The organism is Xanthobacter sp. NM-59 (genome assembly GCF_021401125.1).
In the GTDB taxonomy this organism is placed as follows: Bacteria; Pseudomonadota; Alphaproteobacteria; order Rhizobiales; family Xanthobacteraceae; genus Xanthobacter.
This window is the reverse complement of record NZ_JACBFQ010000013.1, coordinates 22,162-38,882: the sequence shown is the minus strand read 5'-3', so window position 1 is coordinate 38,882 and position 16,721 is coordinate 22,162. Positions and strand designations below refer to the sequence as shown.

The window sequence follows — 16,721 nt, the reverse complement described above, 5'->3', positions numbered from 1 at the left end:
CGTTAGCTGCATGGCATTCTTGAGTCAATCGAGGGGGCGTGTCATGAGCAAGATGCAGAAAGTTCTGGAGCGGTTCGACACGAAGGAACTGGCCCGTCATGGTGATCCGGCCTGCTATCGCCGTCGGGCCGCCGGGTTCCTTGCCCTCTATGACCAGCTGCGGGGTGGCGAGGCTTTCACCACGAGCTTCGCCGGCCTGTGGCTCGACGCCCTGAGCCGCGTTGACGGCAATCTGCTCTGGGATCAGCGGGATGCTGCGGCTCATGCCATGGTCGTGGCGATGAAGGCAGAACTGCCTTGCTACCCCCTGGTGGCGGCTCAGTTCGCGAAGGATATGGAGCGGCTGTACAGCCGCGAAGAGCGGACCCGCGGCTATCTGGGGGATCTCCAGGCTGCCGCCCGCTTTGAGATGGCGCGTCTGCGGATCGAGATGGGGTGGATGCTGCCGGGGCTGCATCCGGAGTGGCGCCATGCCAAGCGGATGTACGACTTCTCGCGCGAGAAGCTGCAGGCGCTGTGGGATGAGGCTCACCCGCAGCCGAAGGTGAAAATGGTGGAGAAGCACATCCACCACACCAACACCGTCTACCAGCCGGCGCCGATGGTGGTGCCGGGGCCCAATGGGAAGTTCGGGGGGTTCTGAGCGAGCCTTCCGGCCCCATGGGGCCGGCCGGAGCCCGGAAGGGAACATTGTTGACGCGGCACCTTGAGACGCTCATGATCGCATCACGGGGTGCGATCATGAGCAGCGTGATGTCATTGCAGCGTCAGCCGGCCGCTTCCGGCCATCTTCAGACCTTCGCCAATGAGGACGATCGTCGTCGCCTGACGGGCGCCGCTGTCAAGGCGGTGCTGCGCTTGGTGGCGTCCTGGGAAGCCAGCAACGCGGAGGGGGCGGCCCTGCTCGGTGTGTCCGAGAGTACCTGGGACCGCATGAAGGCCGGCAAGTGGGAGGGCGTGCTCAGCCAGGACCAGCTGACCCGGGCGTCCGCCTTGATCGGGGTCTTCAAGGGCCTGCATTTGCTGTTCGCCGACGACATGGCGGATCGCTGGCCGCGGCTTGCAAACCGCGGGCCGATCTTCGACCATCTCACTCCTGTGGGGGCGATGATCGATGGCGGAATTCCCCGCATGCTGGAGGTTCGGCAGTATATCGATGCACTGCGCGGCGGGCTCTGAGGCTGATGACGGCTTTGTATCTGGTGCGGGAAGCCTTCCCTAAAACCATTCGGCTAGTCGCGAGCGCCAGGCTCCGTGAAGCGGTCATGCTGCCGCTTGTCGATGACCAGGACGAACTGGCCCAGTTAGCCGAGATCGAGGGTGCGACCAGCGGGCGCCTCGTCGCGCAGGCGCGGGGCCGCGACCGGCTGCCGTCGGATGAGCTGGTTCATGGCGTCCCTCATGCGCACTTCATCAATGCGAGCTTTGCCTATGCCAAGCCTCGCGAGCCGATGCGCTTCAATCCGGCGGATCGGGGCGCCTGGTACGCTGCGTTGGTGGTGGAGACGTGCATCGCTGAGGTCGGGCACCACCTGACCAAGGCTCTGGCGGATGCCGGCGACTTCCATGCCGTTGTAGAATACGGCGAGATGATTGCCAGTATGTCAGGCACGTTCGTCGACCTGCGTCAGGAGCCGCTGCATCCATGCCTGAGCCCGGATCCAGGCATCGGCTATCCCGCCGGTAACCTCGTCGCTGAAATGGCGCGGGCCGCTGGTCACAACGGGATCATCTATCCGTCTGTGCGCCATGCCGGCGGAACCTGCGTCGTCGCGCTCTGGCCAAACGTCGTCCAATCCGTCGTCCAGGGTGCCATGCTCCGGCTGACCTGGTCTGGCTCGCCGGCATTTCAGGTCGAGATGCGGATCTAGTTGGGATGCTCCAAGCACGAAGAGACCGGCACCATGGCGGATAAGCTCTTCAATGCAGGCTGCGTTCGCGATCCTGAACGCCGACTTTGAGCACACCTTCTTGACTGAGAGGTAGTGAATACGGGTGAAAGGCGTAGGGCTCACAATGAGCCCTTGCCTAAACTCGCGAGGCAGCGTGTTTGAGAAGATTGCCGCAAAATCCGAAAATGTCTAAATGTGCGAGTGTGACGCCAGATTATCGGCAAATTATCGACAAGAAGTGAAAAATCCCCCTTTGAACCCGCCTTTCAGTTGGGTAAATTCGCTCCTCATGATGATCACGCTCCTCCACCGGCATTCGGCCAGTGCCGCGCTCATCGCCGTGGTGCTGGGCGGTGTAAGCCCGGCCCTCGCGGCCACATGTCTGACGCATCGCACGAACGCGCTCGCCGGCGAGAAGATCGTCAGCCCCTATGGCGTCGACCGCACCGGGCGCGCATCGAAAGGGTGGCACCAGGGTATCGACATCGTGAATTCGGTCGGCAAGGGCGATCCGATCCTCTCGGGATCGGCTGGCGCTGTGAACTTTCGCCGGTCACACGGAGATGCTGCCGGCAATTATGCCACCGTCGACGCTGGCGATATGCGCTTCATCTACATGCACATGGAAACGATCATGGATCGCCTAGCGGGCAAAACCGTCAACGCCGGCGATCAGATCGGCACCATGGGCTGCTCTGGTCTGGCCCCCGGCTGCCCGGTTCATCTGCATCTCGGTGCTATGATGCGCGGCGACGCGCTCCAGGCCAGCGGCGCGGCGGGACGAGTCTGGCGTGTGGGGTCCGGTAAGAGCGCCTCGCCGCTGAGCGCTGACCAGATCAAAGCAGCGCTGCCGACCGCCTGGTACTACGTCAATCCGGAGCCCTTTCTTTCGCACCAGATCCCGCTGGATGGCTCCGGCGGCGCGAAAGCCGCTTACGGACCGCAAATGGGGGGATGGCGCTCGGTGAGCCTGCCGCGCACGTGTTCGCCAGACCAGACCTCCTTCGAAAACCCGCGTGTGGCCTCGACTACGGGCACCGGGGCCGCAGCGAATGCGATCGCCGGCGTCGCCGCGGACCGCGGAGGCAATGAGGGCGCCGCAGCGGCAATCGCCGGCCAGGATGGCCGTGGCGTGTTGGTGGATCTCGCGAAGCTGGAGGCAGCGGAACTGCATCAGGGCACTTCCATCGCAGCGCTGCGTGACCAAGCCTACGCCGACGTCGCCCTGGCCCACCTGCTGCTGAAGGAATTGGAGCGCGAGTAATGCGGATCTCGGGTGTATGCAGGGCGTTTCTGCTGAGCGCGGCGCTGGGAACCGCGCCGGCGCAGGTTAGTCTGGCCGAAGAGGCGGCGCAGCCGCCGGTCTCGGAACCTGGAGCGAGGCCCGGGCAACCGGGTTTTTCGTGGCGAGAGCTGCCGCCGGCCATCGGCTATGTGATGCCGGCTGTCGAAAGCGACCCGCGCGACGTGCGCATCGAGCAGCTCAGCCGGCGCGTGCTCGATCTCGAGGAGCAGATGGAGATCCTCCAAAGGATCGTCGGCGGGAAGCAGGACAAACTCCGTGCAAATGGGCGGTAAGGGGGACGGGCTGGTGTCTGATCAGTTGGTCGAGCTCGCAGCAAAGGTCGTAAGTGCGTATGTGGGTCGCAATTGCGTGCAGAGAGAGGACCTGCCGGACATGCTCCGGACCGTGCACAACGCGTTGAGCGATCTGCGGATGGGTGCCCCCCTTGCTCCCGCAGTGCCGATCGAGAAATCAATCGCCGATGACTACATCGTCTGCCTGGAAACGGGAGGCAAGTACAAGGCTCTGACCAAGCACTTGCGCCGCCTTGGGCTGACACCGGATGCTTATCGGCGCAAGTGGGATCTTCCCGCCGACTATCCTATGACCTGCCGGAACTACTCGCAGGCTCGTGCCCGCCTCGCGCGCGAGGGCGCCGCGCGGCGGGCACGAGAGATGTAGGGGAAGTGGGCATGGAACTGGGCACCCTGCTCATCAACGCGTCCACGTCCTTCACCATGGGCGTGAAGGTGGTCCTGATTCTCGCCGGCCTGTGGGGAATCTACATCGTCGGCCGCGGCCTGGCCGACTTCTATGTTCTGGCAGCCGGAGACAATCGTTGGAGCAATCGGCCGCCGACATTCGGTTCCGGCGCCATCCGACTGGTGCTGGGGGGGGGCATGATCGTCTTCCCCGGCTTGTTGTGGGTGGCCGCGAACACGTTCGTGGATGGTGGGGGCGGAACAGCGGATCTCTTCAGCTACTCGATGGCGGCCGACGACGCCTATTGCGATAAGGTTCGCATGGCCGTGACCTACCTCTTCGCCCTGATAGGGGTGATCGCTTGGTTCCGCGGCGGTCTGATCATCCATGAGGCCGCATCGGGCGGAGGCATGATGCAGCACCACGGCTCGCCATGGATGTACTTCGCCGGCGGCACCATGACCTTCTTTATCACGGACGTTGCGCAGATCTTGTCGAACACCCTGGGCATGGAAATCGGCCTCGAGAACGTGTGCAGGGTGATCGGCTGACCACGACGTGCGTGTGATTGCGCGCGGCAATACGGATTAGGCGCTGAGCACCTCGGTGAGCTCCTCCAGAACGGCGGGATCACGCAGCGCCTCTGCGATAGTCACGCGCGTCTCGGCCAGCTCATCAGCACTCTTCACCACGAAGAGCAGGTAGTCGTTCATCAGGTACAGAAAGTGGTCGGGGCGCACCGGATTGTCGCCCCACGACACCGAGACATCGAACCCATCATTGTCCACGCTGTACTCGTGCCCTTGGATGACGGTGGAGCCATCGTGTGTACGATAGAGCTCCAGCACCCTGCGAATACGAGCGTCCACCCGAAGCGCCTGCAGGTGAGGGTTCGATAGGATCGCCGCCACATCCTGCTTGAGCTGTTCTGCTCCTGCCTCGAAATCCGCGTTCATTAGTTCCTCCTTCGCACCGCGAAGCAACATGGGTAGCAAGGCATTCTACTCGATCGCCGACAATCCGCCAGGATGTGCTAAGAATCATGCCCGTCGACGACAATCGAGGCATAAAATGGCGGATTTCAGCACGAGCCGACTGCGCATCGGTGGGGCGATGTCCCCGCGCACGATGGAGGAGTTCAGGGCTGTCCTCGAAGGGGGCTGCGAGGACGTGGGGGCGGCGTTGGACGAGGCGGTCACTGCAGGGGGGGACCTCACCGTGACGCCCGCGGGAGGCGCGGAGCGTATCGTGGAGTTCTGCCGCCGGCATGCGCTGGCCTACAAGCTCAGCGGCGCGGACAGCTGCCTCGAGAGCTGGCGCCCCGGCATGATGGGGCCGGACGTTTTCGCCGCGGCGTCCGGTGTCGCCACCGCGCTCGCCGCCGATCTGGACGAAGCTGCCCGGCACGGGTCGGATGGTGTGCAGCACCTTCTCATGCGTCTGCAACGGGCCAATGAGCCTCTGCCCGCTCTGTCGATCTTCGATCCTGAGGCCGAGCTGATCACCATTCGCCAGGCTGTCGTCGACTTTCAGAGCAGGCTCGGCCGCGGCCGGCCGTCGCCGGCGGATATCCGTCGGCTCCTCGCTGTAATCGGAGTGCCGGGAGCGGCGGGCAACTTCTCCGATGCTGGCCTAGTGCCGGAGTCCGAGGTCCCTGCATCCGGTGATCTGAGCACGGACGCTTTCATCGCAGCTGCGCGGACGCAGGGCAGGGCACTGGAGGCCCTTCTTGAGCTGCTGGTAAGGATTGTGACCGCCATTCGCGATGAGCTCGCGCGTGATCCGGCGCCGCCGGCGCCCGAAGGCGTCCGCGCATCCGCGCATCCGGGTGCTGGACCCGTGTGCGCGGAAGAGTGCAGCGAACTGCCAGAAATGGACCTGGCAAGTCAGGTTCGAGAGCCGCAGCAGGGAGGGGTGGCGGCCGGCGGTGGTGATGCGGAGGAGATCCGCGAGGAGTACGATGGGGGCATCGCCGTCGACAATGCCGATAGCCGTTGGACTTCCGACAGGCCAGACAACGGCGAGGAGCTTTGGGCGGAGGCCCCGGTCCTCGCCGCGCTGGACGTCGAGGTGCCTGCGTCCAGCGCGGATCGGGTGGAGTCTCGTCCTTCAGCAGGCACCGCGGCGGAAACGGTCGCGCGCCTCGCGGGATGGACGCCGGCAACGGTGGACGGCGTCCGTGTCTGGTGGAACCGGAAAATCTCCGCAAGCCCGGAGTCTGCTGTCCGTTCGGAAGAGGTTCATCGCTCGCCGGAGGAGGTTTGCGCCGGCGAGGGCTTGGATCTCCATCTGGCGCCCCTCGCGCGCAATTCCGAGGACTGCGTTTTCATCACGACCTGCCATGGCGACGCGCTCACAGCCGCCGGTCCGCTGCCTGCGGATGTGTATAGGCTGGTGGAGGCCTTCGCCGGCGACTCCTGCTTCGTGGCGACCCGGGAGGACACGACAGGACTGCTCGTGGAGGAGGGGTTTGTGGCCCAGGATCTGCCTGGTGATTTGGCGGCGGCCGTCCGTGAAATCGCGGCCAGGTACCCCGAAGCCGACGTGTGGTTGACCGCAGGATCGCATGTGGAGCACGAGTCGCGCACCGCGCTGCGCGCCTTCATTCCGGCTGGAGAGGTGCAGAAGGAGCGGGTGGAGCGGCTCGTGGACGAAGTCCAGGACATCACCGGCACGGTTCCGGTTCCGGTGCCTTCGGCGGTCGCACTGGCGCTGTAAGGTCGAGCTGCTCGTGCTGGCAAAAAAGGGCCGCTGGATGGCTCCGGCGGCCCTTTTTGTAAGACCGGTGCGCTGACCTCAGAAAAGCGTCAGCTGCGCCGAAGCGGGTGGAACTGCCAGGATTGGCTTCACGGTGGCTGCCGGCACGGCGTCGCTCGAGGGCGTGTCCAGCACGCCCATGCACAGTGACAGCGAACCCTGGGCGACGGGACAGCCTTTGGCGTCGACCACCATGTAGTAGGCAGCCGCGCCAGCGATCACGACAGGCTCGATCGTGAAGGAACCGTGTTTCCCGGCCAACATGGGAACCCTCCTGTTTAACCTAACAGTTACCGGTTGCGCTCGGTCTGCGGACGGATCGTCAGGATCAAGTCGTCAGATGACGTTCCGGCACCGGAGAAGCGAGTGACGTTACCGCGATACTCGGGGGCGGGGACGGGCTGCCCGGATTGGGAGAAGACCAGGCCGGTATCCGTGATGCGGATGAAGCGCGAGGTGTCTCCGTGCTGGTTCGTACGCTCCCAGATCCCGCCGATCTCGATCTCGTCCCCTCGCGGCGACTTGCCGAACACGACATAGGTGGGCAGGGAATTGCCATTGCGCCGCCCGGTATCGCTGCGGCCGGTGCTGGCATAGTCCTGCGGAAAGTCCGACTCCGGGAAACGCTCGTACGCCGGCGCCTCGGGCGCGGCGGCGCGGGCGTTGCGCCGAGCGGTGAAGTCGATGCTGATGAAGGACGTCGAGACATTTCCCACGGCGAGGTCCCGACTATCGTCTTCGAACTGGACGAAATTGACCTTAATCTGCTGCGGTTGCGACACCTGCACCATCTCGGCTGCTCCTCGCTTCTTGACCAGACGCTTCTGTTCCAACAATTGGCTCAGAGCTACGATAAAATACATTTTGAGCCGATCATGGCAAGCGAATCGCCACTAAATGAACAATAAAGGCATTGCGTTTGACGCTGGGTTATCGCGGGGGGTAGTGTTCTGCGGCCAATGTCGGCCATGGAGGAGCACATGATGCTGATGGTAGCGCAACAGGGGGCGATCACTGAACCGGTGATGCGCAAGATCGTGCGCGCGGTGGGACACATGAAGACGGTCTTCGCGGACCAGGGCGGAGCGGGGGCCGTGGAGTATGGCGGACTGCTCGTTGCCGGCATCATCGCAACGGTGGCGATCAACACCGGCATGAAGACGCAAATCACCAGCATCTTCAGCACGCTGACGACCAAGGTCGCCGCGATCAAGTGATGTTTATGATGTCCGGCTCCAGCGTGAGCGTGGGGACGGGCCTCGCCACAGAACCATTGGGGGGCGACCCCGGCATTGGCAATGGCCTGTCGGGGCCGCCAACCGCCAGCTGACGCAACCGGCGCAACCGGATTGGCCGGGAGGCCATAAACCGGGCGATCAAGAGGCTGCCAGTGGCGAGGCCCGCCGCGAGAAAGATCGCCACTCAACTGAGTGCTCCGCTCGGTCCTGGCGGGGTGGTTACTGTCGCGGCTGACTCTCCAGCAAGGCCCGGAAGGCCGGCAGCGAGGATGCGTGAATGTGCGGCACCGTCTGACCATTTGCCGTCCGCATCAGGAACCAGCTCACGGGCCGGCCGCCGACGTCGACGCTGGCCTGTTTGACGCCGAGTTTCTTCTGCGCCTCAATGGTAGCCCAAATGGCCGTGATGGCTGGGTGATGCCCGCGAATCCCCAAGGTGCGAGCGAGCGCGGTGCGCGTGAGATCGTCTGGCCCGGGACGAGGTAGTTCGCTGGTGTCGGCGCGCTTACGGAGCGCTACGCCTTCGACCGACTCCACCTCGTCTGCCTCGAAGGCGTCTTGGGCATCCGAGATCTGCGGTAGCTTGCCGATTTCAGTGAGGCGCGCGGCAATCCGCTCACGATTCTTGGTGCGACGTAGCCGGACAGACGGCGGCGGAAGCACGTCGTCCTCCCCATCGATCAGATAATAGTCCATGTACGCGTGAGCGGTCTCAAGCCCCTTACCGCCCTCGTTGGCGTGGCCGAGGATCTTGCAGATGTAGCTAGGTAGCGACACGCTCTGGGAGCAGAAGACTCGATAGGCGACCTGGACATAGAGGGAGCGGAAACGATACGGAGCTACGGGCTCTTCCGGCGGCCAGAGGTCTGCGTACAGCAACGTGACCCTGTCGCGGAGTGAAATTCGCAGGGCGCGGCTGAACTCCTCAGCGGTCATCTCACTCCACCGAATCGTCTCGTAGTTGACGTTGCCGTCCGTCGTGGCTACGGACAGTCGGGACTCGGCATTGGGGTGGACGCGCAGGCGTTCCCATGCCTCGATAATCTGTCTAGCAGGTGCCAGGACTGGGATCGGATAGGCCTCGCCGAAACGTGTCCCTTCTTTCCCTCGCGTCTTGGCCTGTCCTGCAAACAATACCTGCCACTTTTCGTATGCGCCCAGCTGCCCGCCAGGAAGTGGATGTCGCTCGAATACACCCGAGACAAAGATTTCCACGGGTCGACGTCCGGTCAGAACCACGAGGCCAATGCCGATGTCCAGGGGATCATTTGAGGCAAGTAGTGTGGTGGCGCGTTGGATGATTTTTCGCCAGTGGCGGATCCCGATCAAGGCCCTATGCTCGGAGAGGATCGCCGCATTTCTCGCTGAGGTCACAGAATTCGTCAGGTCCGTCGGGGCGACGACGAGGCGCAGCAGGTCGCAGTCATCGCCATGAGTCTTGCGGATGTCGTCGCGATATTTGGTGACGTATGTCAGGCGCGTGGTGTCCGTAAGGTGGGAGTATTTGTTCAATTCCCGAGCCCACAGATCGACGACTTGCTCCTCGCTCTCGGCCGCGGACACCTTGGCCGTGAATGTTGCGATTGCGTTCTGCAGCTTCGGCCTGCGACCGGCCGCATTTAGCTCGGCTCGGGACACCTTGGCCGCAGCTGGCGTAGAGTCTTTGGCCGGACCTGGCGCCCCTTCCAGGGCGCGGCCCGCAAGCTTCTCATGGTCGGCTGCGGGCGGCGAGGGCGCGGCATTTGCTCCGCGGGCGGGGACTTCGACCTCGTCGCCTTTCTTCCTGAGCTGCTTGGTGTCCAAGGCAGCGAGGGCGGGATGGTCATCGCCGAGGATCTCGCGCGCAGCTACACGATAGCGGTAGGCATATTGCTTTAGGGTTGCCCCCTCGAACGTAGCCGCAAGCGCGTTCGCCACCACCTGAACCTCGGCCGCTTTCTGGTCGGCATGTGCCTCGGCCAGACGCGAACGAAAATCATTAATGTCTTCGGTTATCGTGGGTCGCCGACCCATTCGCGCCTCCCGTCATGCAGAGCTCATAAAATATACGAAAAAGGCGGTCGTGCGTCAAAGTTATTCGAATAAAATATACGCACCCGGCGTAGCCGCCGGCTGCCCTGGCGCGGTGCTGGGCTTCTAATTGGAGGAGGTGCGCAGCCAGTTCACTGGAACATGGCCAGTGGTGGCTATAGCTTCTTTCACGCGCCTGCTGGCGCGCTTGAGCCGATACTCGACGCGCATCGCTTCCTCTTTGCTGGACATGCCGATCGCCCTCAGGAGCCGGCGCACCCCGCCGTGACTGCGCACATACCGGGCGCCGCGAGCCGTGCCATGATCGTGCATGCGCCGCTCCACGTCGTTGGAGACGCCGCAGTAGATGGAGCCGTCGCCGCACTCGATGAGGTATGTGCACCATTGGCGGGTGGTGTCCGGAACTGGCATCTTCACGCTCCTCTTCGGTGTCGCTCTACGACGGGGGTCTGTTCGGTCATGTCCTCGTCGTTGCGGCTTGATCGCAGCGTTTGTCGTCACTGCTCGGTCATGCTTCGTCCCTCAATTGGAATAAGCCGGGGTGTGGCTCGGCGGAGTAGGGGCCGGGGTCCAGTGGGTGGGGTTGGGCTCAACCATCAGTCGCTTCGTCACGGTCTTGAAGGACGAGATCCATCCATTCTCGACGGGATCGAAAGCAGCAACATGCAGCCGCCTGCCGTTCCACACGAGCATGAATGTCCCATCCTTCGGCGCAGTCGCTATCGGCCGCCAGTCATCGTTGCGCTCGGCCGCTTCGACTACGGCCCAGGCGGCATCCGCATCCGTGCGGGCTGACTGGCGGGAGGCGGCATCTAAATTCTCGTCGCTGTCCGCATCGATGGCGATCTGCTCCAGGTCCTCGGCGCGGCTCCGCGCAAGAGGCAGAAGTTGCGCAATATAATTGTCGGTCATGGTCTCGCCCCTCACGCTTCGTCGTCGTTCTCATCGTCGGGGGTGATTGCCACGAGGCCGAGGGCGGCATGTGTGCCGTTGAAGCTGGGGCGTGGGACGCAGAGGATGGCCTCGTTGCCTGTCGGGTAGTGATCGAGGCAATAGGCTGCGGCGACCAGGCGATCATCCGGCACCACGGAGATGCTGTAGCTGCCGCCGCTGGCCTCGGCGGCGTCCGCGGCGCGTCTATTCCTCGTTTCCACGATCTCCTTGGCTTCCAGCATCTCGGCGAGGCTGACGCCCTCCAGGCCGCCCATGGACACGTCGAGGCCCAAGGTGACGGCGGCCCAAGAATTGATCGCGGCCACGATTTCGTGCGCGCGATCTTCCCGCATCTGATCGACGGATGGGGAATCCCGCAGGGCCTCAATAGCAGTCGTGGCCAATTCCGACCAAATATCAGCAATCGGCCGTGCGATGAGTTCCCGACGTTTCGCCCTCATCGCCTTCGCGACTTGCTCGATCATATGGTCTGCACTGGTATTGGGCATGGTCTCGTCCCTCAGTTAAAATTAGAGTCGGTGCCGGCGGCGGGGATGTTGCCGTTGGCGACCAGGAGCGCGATCATCTCCTCGCGCGTCACGGGCCAGCCCCTGGCGCGCTTTTCCTCATCGTGGGCCACGAGATAGAGCGCGTCCGTGTATTCGCAGACGCTCATCTTCAGCCAGCCGTCCGTCCACTCCGTGAGCGGAACGTTCTGAGGATGGTGGGCCGGAAGATCCGGCCGGGCGAGCTTGACGGTCATGTGTGTCCCTCAATTGGACGTGGCGAGCGTCTGGTGCCCAGCGGCGGTGACCAAGCCGAACTCGTCGATCATGCCTGCGCGATAAAGCGGCCATGCGCCGCTCAGCAACATCTTCCGGTCGGGTTGATCGGGATCGCGGACGGGCCGGCCGTCGAGGCTATCGACGTAAAGGTCACGCCGATCATAAGTAAGCTCCACAATCACCCGACCCGAGGCGATGAGGCGAAGGGCCTCCAGCGGCCCTTTCTTCGACATCGCGGCTTTGCAGCGCTCGACCTCTTCATGCGTGAATGTCATGGTCTTGTCCCTCTGTTGGAAGTCAGGTCAGGGCGCGATGGGCGCTGCGATTTCGTCGCGCTGATAGCCGTGATGCTCGATCAGGGAGTCAGCCATCGCCTCGAAGGCCATTTCCTTGATCGCGGCCTGGTTCTCGGCATCGGCTTCGCAATAGGCATCGGCCAGGATCTGTCCGGCCTCACCGAGCAGCTGGAAGAAGCGGCTGCGCATGGTGTATTTTTCGGCGAAAGTATTCATCGTTCATCCCTCAGTTGGAAGGGTGGCCGGCTTCACATGAAGCCGAGCCACTCCCCGGCATCGTTGCGGCCGAGGCTCAGCCGATCGTTGAATTCGCGCTGGGCGCCGGTCATCCCGTCGTGCTCGTCGTCCGGCCCATAGCGCATCTCATCTTCGTACAGGGCCACTTGAGCCTCGACTTCGGCCTCCCGCAGGCAAGCCGACATATAGGCGGCGATCTCCGCGTCGCCGGTGCCCGAGCTGATCATCTTGCGGATGGCCGCGACCTGCGATTTCATGAGCGTGAACACGGCTTCGTCCCTCAATTGGAAGGTTGGGGACTGGTGGCCGGGGCGCCGTCGCGGGCGGCGGTCAGGAACGGCGAGACCTCCTCCAAGACGGCCGCGTATGTGCCCTCCTCGATCATCTCGTCGTCGGCATAGACGCGGGCCATCTCAACGTAGATGGTGGCTGTCTCCGCGCTCGGCGCGTCGGCGAAAAGGGACTTTGCCTCGTCCAGCGTCTCGACGCAGGCGCCGACGTGATCGCAGCTTTCGCTGCGGAGCGTCCACGCCGTCTGCCAGCCATCATCCTCGAAGTCCGGGGTGTCGATGGCGCCCGACTCCACCTGCTCGATGGCCTCGTGCAGGCTGTCGGCGTCCACGGTGATGACGATCGACCGAACAGCGGTGAAGTCCTGCGATACACGGATGCGATAGGCGGTCATTGTTCTCGTCCCTCAGTTGGAATTGGAGTCGGAGGCGGGGGCAAACGCATCGCGAGCTTCTCGGCGCCAATGCAGGTTGTGCCCCAGCGATCATCCCATGCGTGCAGGAAATCGTGCCCGTATCGACCATAGGATCTGACGACCACAAACATCTCGGTGTCCTCAAGAGTGGAGCGGTGTCCCGCCGCCTTGAGTGATAAATAGATGATATCATTTATGTCGTCAATACATGATATCAGAAAAATGCCATCATTGACGCCTTATTTGATATCATATAAGGCAATCGGCATGGGGCGACGCAGAACCAATTATGAGCAGACGCCGGCGCGCCTGGCCGAAGGCACGCTGGAGCGCGTGGACGCGCTGCTGGGCGAGGGCGAGTCCCGCGCGGACTTCCTGCGGGCCGCAGTGGAGCGCGAGATCCGCGTGCGCTCCCGCGCCCGGGTGCGGGATGCCAGGGCGTCGGACCCGGATGGGGAGCCGGGCGGAGGCTGAACGCGCTTGCCGCGTGGCCCACTATCCAGATTATCCAGGTTTCATCTGAAGCGCCTTCAGACGCCCTCGCCCTGGCCGGTCATCCCTCCCTCAGGGGCATGGCTCTCGGCCCTCAGTGCCAAACCGGGTGACGCGGGACGCGCTGCTGCGCCTTGACGAATGGCGGGCCGCCCAGCGACCCATCCCGACGCGTCCGGAGGCGATCCGCCAGTTGTTCGACAAGGGGCTGAGAGGCGAGTCAGGTCGAAGCGGAGGCTGAGCGCCTATCGTCTTCAGAGGACGATGCCGCCGCGCTCTGCGTGACCCTCGTGCATTCGATGGACTAAGGCCGGTCCTCCCACCGGATCAGCACCAGGTCCTCATGCAGCACCCGGCCGTGCACCATCGCCCACCAGCGGCCAAAGACCTCCACCGGAGGGAGATCGGAGCGGCCGAAACCATCAGCGCGGGCGAAGGCCGCCAGTTCGTCGCTTCCGAGCGGCAGCACGATGCCATTCACTTCCACATGGTCCAGCTTGCCTGACCTAGTGTCGATAATAAGCCGGTCTACGCCGATGCAGACGGGATCGGGAATGATCTTTCGACACGCCTTGGTCCGCATGCCCTGAAAGAGCTGCACTCTTTCTTCCGGGCGAGCATGTCGGCGGCGCGGAAGGCGTATGGTCTGGCGCTTGATGCGCTCCTGGATGTCGACCACGAAGGTTGGCTTGAAGCCATAGGCAACCATCGGCGTCCCTCAATTGGAACATGCGCTGCAGAGGTCGGGCTCGATCCAATGGCAGGCGAATCCCGTCCTCCCGATGCAGCCCGAGCAGTCGTCGTCCGTGCAGCCGCAGGCCCGGCACGCGCGCTGGCGCATCGGATTTGGCCGGCGCGCCGGGTGGGGGCCGCTGAACAGTCCGAGAGGGGCGCCGATCTCCCGCTCCCAGCGGCGCGTTTCGATCCAGTACATCAGCTCCACGGCGGAGGTCTGTTCGGTCATGTGTTTGTCCCTCAGTTGGAAATGGCCCGTGAATTGATGGCGGCCACGATTTCAAACGCACGGTCTTCGGTCATTCTTCTTCCCTCAGTTGGAATGGGCGACTTTCTCGCCGGGCTTGTTGATGGGAGCGGTGCTCATGAAGCGCTCCGCCTCCCTCCAGCCGCAGGCGGCGAGATAGGCCATTCCGTGCGCCTCGAGGTACTCGCGCTCCGTATAGCCGCCGAAGCTCGGACGATCCGCACACGTCGCGTGGATGGAGGCTGTCTTGCTGCCGCTCCTGCCCCGTGCGACGACCTGGGCCATGAGGACGGGCTCGCCATCCTGTATGATGCGGTTGCAGCCGCGGCAGCGGTGATGATGCGCCCGCCGGGAGGCCGAGTAGGTCATGGTCCAGTAGGGCGCAGGCATCTTCATGGTCGGTCCCTCAGTTGGAATTCACAGGCACGAGGCGTAATCGGCCCACACACTGTAGGCGGTGCGCATCAGCTCGACGTCGCCCATGGCGGACAGCTCGTCGGCGGTCTCTGCGCACTCCTCGAACGTGGGCGTGTTCGCGATAAGGAACGAGCGCTCCTCCGCGGTCATCGGGGACTGCTGGCCGGTGATCTCGGCGATGCGTTCATCGGTGAAGTGGGAGATCTGCATGGTCTCGTCCCTCAGTTGGAAGCGGGCTCGGAGGCGGGAGCACCCCCCACATCCCGGCGCCGGCCGGCGCCGACCCAGCCGGGCAAGCTCTCCATGCTGTGCGAATGGCGGAGCGCCCAAAAGGACGTCTTGCCCATGAACTGCCGATGCTCCTGCTGGTCGTGATCGACATGCCAGCGGGCAGTTTCGGCGCCGTGCTCGTTGCGGATGATGATGGTGGTGGGCGTCATCTGTCTTGTCCCTCAGTTGGAATTGGAGCCGGAGGCGGGGGCAACCGACCAAGTGAAGAGGGTGCCACACGCGCCAGACATGAGAAGACATGCCGCTCGGGATTTTGCGACGTTTGCCGCCTCCAGCGTGCCGAAACGCATCGAGAGCTTCTCGGCGCCAATGCAAGTTGTGCCCCAGCGATCGTCCCATGCGTGCAGGAAATCGCGCCCGTATCGACCATAGGATCTGACGACCACAAACATCTCGGTTTCCTCAAGAGTGGAGCGGTGTCCCGCCGCCTTGAGTGATAAATAGATGATATCATTTATGTCGTCAATACATGATATCAGAAAAATGCCATCATTGACGCCTTATTTGATATCATATAAGGCAATCGGCATGGGGCGACGCAGAACCAATTATGAGCAGACGCCGGCGCGCCTGGCCGAAGGCACGCTGGAGCGCGTGGACGCGCTGCTGGGCGAGGGCGAGTCCCGCGCGGACTTCCTGCGGGCCGCAGTGGAGCGGGAGATCCGTGCACGCGTCCGGGCCAGGGGCGCCAGGGAGAAGTCCGAGGGCGAAGCCGGCGGATAGCGGAATGCCACGCTCTACGGCTTTGGCGGGCCTGCGGCGCACCACCGGAAATGCGATCATCCCTCAAATGGAATTGTAGGGGCTGGCGCCGGGCACGGCGTCGATGTGAGCGAGTTTCCCCGTGCCTTCCGGACCATCAGCGTAGGCCGTCACCGAAATCCCGACCCTCGCCAGTTCGCGGTTCAAAGCGATGCGCTCGCTGGTTAGAATCCGACCGATCAGAAGGCGGCTGCCGGTCAGATCGCGTCCGCCTACGCATGTGAGGCGCGCCAGTTCGGATGGACTGACCGCGTTGGGCAGGCCGTGCTCGTCGGCGAACGCACGAAGCGCGGCGGCGAGCTGGCTATAGGCGGCGGGTCGTTGGCTCAAAGCCGACTGCATGATCTTGCTCCCTCGTTTGGATCGTCGCTGACGACGGTCACGACGACGCCAAACCGGGTGCCGTCCATCTCGAAGGCCCAGGACGCCTGGGCACCGGGAAGCATGGTGTGCATGGCCTTCACGCGATTCGCCATCTCCACCACTTTGATCCCGATGGTCATGGCGTCGTCCGTGCCGAGGTCATCGGGCGTGAAATCAGTGTCGGGCATGGTCTCATCCATCAGTTGAAGCGCTGGTCGTGAGGCCGACAGGGCGTAGCCGCGGCGCGGGGCCAAAGAGTTCTGCGTGCCGGTCCCGGATGTGCTGGCTGACAGGTTCGGGGGCTCGGGCAAACTCGCCGAGCGGGAGCCAGATGGCTTCGCTGGTCCCCTTGTCCCAAAGCCACGCCCATCCCTCTTCGCCCCGGTCGGGTCCATCGCAAGCGAGCTGGACCAAGCCGATTTCGTGGCCCTCCCGCTCAATGAGCAGGTCGATCCAGCACCAGCCGGCTCGCTCCCGGATGACGCCCGCGCGCCCATCCCGGTGCCGGGCCTGCACTCCGCTCCAGCCGTGTGAACTGCTCATCGTGTCGCT

At 63.6% G+C, this 16,721-nt stretch carries 31 protein-coding genes; 11 read left to right on the top strand and 20 right to left on the bottom strand.

The window, feature by feature from the left end:
- The first annotated feature begins 43 nt into the window (after positions 1-43).
- The 7 genes from L0966_RS19410 (at position 44) to L0966_RS19380 (ending at position 4,430) form a co-directional block, all read left to right on the top strand.
- Entirely contained in the window at positions 44-643 is a 600-nt protein-coding gene (locus tag L0966_RS19410) for a hypothetical protein (RefSeq protein WP_234053693.1), read from the top strand.
- Positions 644-741: 98 nt separating this feature from the next.
- Positions 742-1,179 (top strand): antitoxin Xre-like helix-turn-helix domain-containing protein, encoded by a 438-nt coding sequence (locus L0966_RS19405; protein WP_234053692.1) that lies wholly within the window; start codon positions 742-744, stop codon positions 1,177-1,179.
- Positions 1,180-1,265: 86 nt separating this feature from the next.
- A complete protein-coding gene (locus L0966_RS19400) occupies positions 1,266-1,871 on the top strand; it encodes an RES family NAD+ phosphorylase (protein WP_234053691.1) in 606 nt (201 codons plus the stop codon).
- 310 nt (positions 1,872-2,181) lie between these two features.
- Positions 2,182-3,156, top strand: coding sequence for a M23 family metallopeptidase (locus L0966_RS19395; protein WP_234053690.1), 975 nt, complete (start codon positions 2,182-2,184; stop codon positions 3,154-3,156).
- Positions 3,156-3,470 (top strand): hypothetical protein, encoded by a 315-nt coding sequence (locus tag L0966_RS19390; RefSeq protein ID WP_234053689.1) that lies wholly within the window; start codon positions 3,156-3,158, stop codon positions 3,468-3,470. Before L0966_RS19395 ends, L0966_RS19390 begins: the two co-directional genes overlap by 1 nt.
- Before the next feature lie 13 nt (positions 3,471-3,483).
- Complete coding sequence (locus L0966_RS19385; RefSeq protein WP_234053688.1) at positions 3,484-3,858, top strand: MucR family transcriptional regulator; 375 nt, start codon at positions 3,484-3,486, stop codon at positions 3,856-3,858.
- Between the two features lie 11 nt (positions 3,859-3,869).
- The gene (locus tag L0966_RS19380) at positions 3,870-4,430 is read left to right on the top strand and encodes a hypothetical protein (RefSeq protein WP_234053687.1); all 561 of its coding nucleotides are present in this window, start codon (positions 3,870-3,872) and stop codon (positions 4,428-4,430) included.
- A 36-nt stretch (positions 4,431-4,466) separates the two neighbouring features.
- On the opposite strand, the gene L0966_RS19375 is transcribed toward L0966_RS19380, so the two are convergent.
- On the bottom strand, positions 4,467-4,835 hold the full coding sequence (locus L0966_RS19375) for a hypothetical protein (protein WP_234053686.1): 369 nt from the start codon (positions 4,833-4,835) through the stop codon (positions 4,467-4,469).
- 115 nt (positions 4,836-4,950) lie between these two features.
- On the opposite strand from L0966_RS19375, the gene L0966_RS19370 reads away from it, so the two are divergent.
- A complete protein-coding gene (locus L0966_RS19370; protein ID WP_234053685.1) occupies positions 4,951-6,597 on the top strand; it encodes a hypothetical protein in 1,647 nt (548 codons plus the stop codon).
- A 78-nt stretch (positions 6,598-6,675) separates the two neighbouring features.
- On the opposite strand, the gene L0966_RS19365 is transcribed toward L0966_RS19370, so the two are convergent.
- Together L0966_RS19365 and L0966_RS19360 are read right to left on the bottom strand one after the other, a co-directional pair.
- A complete protein-coding gene (locus tag L0966_RS19365; protein WP_234053684.1) occupies positions 6,676-6,900 on the bottom strand; it encodes a hypothetical protein in 225 nt (74 codons plus the stop codon).
- A 26-nt stretch (positions 6,901-6,926) separates the two neighbouring features.
- Positions 6,927-7,499 (bottom strand): hypothetical protein, encoded by a 573-nt coding sequence (locus L0966_RS19360; protein WP_234053683.1) that lies wholly within the window; start codon positions 7,497-7,499, stop codon positions 6,927-6,929.
- A gap of 117 nt (positions 7,500-7,616) precedes the next feature.
- On the opposite strand from L0966_RS19360, the gene L0966_RS19355 reads away from it, so the two are divergent.
- A complete protein-coding gene (locus tag L0966_RS19355; protein ID WP_234053682.1) occupies positions 7,617-7,853 on the top strand; it encodes a hypothetical protein in 237 nt (78 codons plus the stop codon).
- A 240-nt stretch (positions 7,854-8,093) separates the two neighbouring features.
- On the opposite strand, the gene L0966_RS19350 is transcribed toward L0966_RS19355, so the two are convergent.
- The 9 genes from L0966_RS19350 to L0966_RS19310 form a co-directional block, all read right to left on the bottom strand.
- Complete coding sequence (locus L0966_RS19350; RefSeq protein WP_234053681.1) at positions 8,094-9,887, bottom strand: protelomerase family protein; 1,794 nt, start codon at positions 9,885-9,887, stop codon at positions 8,094-8,096.
- A 123-nt stretch (positions 9,888-10,010) separates the two neighbouring features.
- Entirely contained in the window at positions 10,011-10,316 is a 306-nt protein-coding gene (locus tag L0966_RS19345; RefSeq protein ID WP_234053680.1) for a GIY-YIG nuclease family protein, read from the bottom strand.
- A 111-nt stretch (positions 10,317-10,427) separates the two neighbouring features.
- Positions 10,428-10,817 carry a DUF551 domain-containing protein gene (locus L0966_RS19340; protein WP_234053679.1) on the bottom strand — a complete coding sequence of 130 codons (390 nt, stop codon included), beginning with the start codon at positions 10,815-10,817 and terminating at the stop codon, positions 10,428-10,430.
- Between the two features lie 11 nt (positions 10,818-10,828).
- Complete coding sequence (locus L0966_RS19335) at positions 10,829-11,347, bottom strand: hypothetical protein (RefSeq protein ID WP_234053678.1); 519 nt, start codon at positions 11,345-11,347, stop codon at positions 10,829-10,831.
- Positions 11,348-11,358: 11 nt separating this feature from the next.
- On the bottom strand, positions 11,359-11,601 hold the full coding sequence (locus tag L0966_RS19330; protein WP_234053677.1) for a hypothetical protein: 243 nt from the start codon (positions 11,599-11,601) through the stop codon (positions 11,359-11,361).
- A gap of 9 nt (positions 11,602-11,610) precedes the next feature.
- A complete protein-coding gene (locus L0966_RS19325; RefSeq protein WP_234053676.1) occupies positions 11,611-11,898 on the bottom strand; it encodes a hypothetical protein in 288 nt (95 codons plus the stop codon).
- A 27-nt stretch (positions 11,899-11,925) separates the two neighbouring features.
- The gene (locus L0966_RS19320; protein ID WP_234053675.1) at positions 11,926-12,135 is read right to left on the bottom strand and encodes a hypothetical protein; all 210 of its coding nucleotides are present in this window, start codon (positions 12,133-12,135) and stop codon (positions 11,926-11,928) included.
- Between the two features lie 32 nt (positions 12,136-12,167).
- Positions 12,168-12,425 (bottom strand): hypothetical protein, encoded by a 258-nt coding sequence (locus L0966_RS19315; RefSeq protein WP_234053674.1) that lies wholly within the window; start codon positions 12,423-12,425, stop codon positions 12,168-12,170.
- Between the two features lie 11 nt (positions 12,426-12,436).
- A complete protein-coding gene (locus tag L0966_RS19310) occupies positions 12,437-12,841 on the bottom strand; it encodes a hypothetical protein (RefSeq protein ID WP_234053673.1) in 405 nt (134 codons plus the stop codon).
- Between the two features lie 288 nt (positions 12,842-13,129).
- Between L0966_RS19310 and L0966_RS19305 the strand changes: the two genes are divergently transcribed.
- On the top strand, positions 13,130-13,336 hold the full coding sequence (locus L0966_RS19305) for a YlcI/YnfO family protein (RefSeq protein WP_234053672.1): 207 nt from the start codon (positions 13,130-13,132) through the stop codon (positions 13,334-13,336).
- A gap of 322 nt (positions 13,337-13,658) precedes the next feature.
- Here the strand turns inward: L0966_RS19305 and L0966_RS19300 are convergent, their stop codons facing one another.
- The 6 genes from L0966_RS19300 to L0966_RS19275 form a co-directional block, all read right to left on the bottom strand.
- Entirely contained in the window at positions 13,659-14,063 is a 405-nt protein-coding gene (locus L0966_RS19300; RefSeq protein ID WP_234053671.1) for an ASCH domain-containing protein, read from the bottom strand.
- A 9-nt stretch (positions 14,064-14,072) separates the two neighbouring features.
- Complete coding sequence (locus L0966_RS19295; protein WP_234053670.1) at positions 14,073-14,318, bottom strand: hypothetical protein; 246 nt, start codon at positions 14,316-14,318, stop codon at positions 14,073-14,075.
- Between the two features lie 84 nt (positions 14,319-14,402).
- Positions 14,403-14,732 (bottom strand): hypothetical protein, encoded by a 330-nt coding sequence (locus L0966_RS19290; protein WP_234053669.1) that lies wholly within the window; start codon positions 14,730-14,732, stop codon positions 14,403-14,405.
- Between the two features lie 21 nt (positions 14,733-14,753).
- Positions 14,754-14,963: a hypothetical protein gene (locus tag L0966_RS19285; RefSeq protein ID WP_234053668.1), complete on the bottom strand. Its 210-nt coding sequence runs from the start codon at positions 14,961-14,963 to the stop codon at positions 14,754-14,756.
- Positions 14,964-14,974: 11 nt separating this feature from the next.
- Positions 14,975-15,193 (bottom strand): hypothetical protein, encoded by a 219-nt coding sequence (locus L0966_RS19280; protein WP_234053667.1) that lies wholly within the window; start codon positions 15,191-15,193, stop codon positions 14,975-14,977.
- Between the two features lie 12 nt (positions 15,194-15,205).
- Positions 15,206-15,436: a hypothetical protein gene (locus L0966_RS19275; RefSeq protein WP_234053666.1), complete on the bottom strand. Its 231-nt coding sequence runs from the start codon at positions 15,434-15,436 to the stop codon at positions 15,206-15,208.
- A gap of 136 nt (positions 15,437-15,572) precedes the next feature.
- On the opposite strand from L0966_RS19275, the gene L0966_RS19270 reads away from it, so the two are divergent.
- Positions 15,573-15,767, top strand: coding sequence for a YlcI/YnfO family protein (locus L0966_RS19270; protein WP_234053665.1), 195 nt, complete (start codon positions 15,573-15,575; stop codon positions 15,765-15,767).
- Between the two features lie 63 nt (positions 15,768-15,830).
- Here the strand turns inward: L0966_RS19270 and L0966_RS19265 are convergent, their stop codons facing one another.
- Positions 15,831-16,148 (bottom strand): hypothetical protein, encoded by a 318-nt coding sequence (locus tag L0966_RS19265; protein WP_234053664.1) that lies wholly within the window; start codon positions 16,146-16,148, stop codon positions 15,831-15,833.
- Positions 16,133-16,357: a hypothetical protein gene (locus L0966_RS19260; protein WP_234053663.1), complete on the bottom strand. Its 225-nt coding sequence runs from the start codon at positions 16,355-16,357 to the stop codon at positions 16,133-16,135. The genes L0966_RS19265 and L0966_RS19260 overlap by 16 nt, the downstream gene beginning before the upstream one ends.
- Between the last annotated feature and the right edge of the window lie 364 nt (positions 16,358-16,721).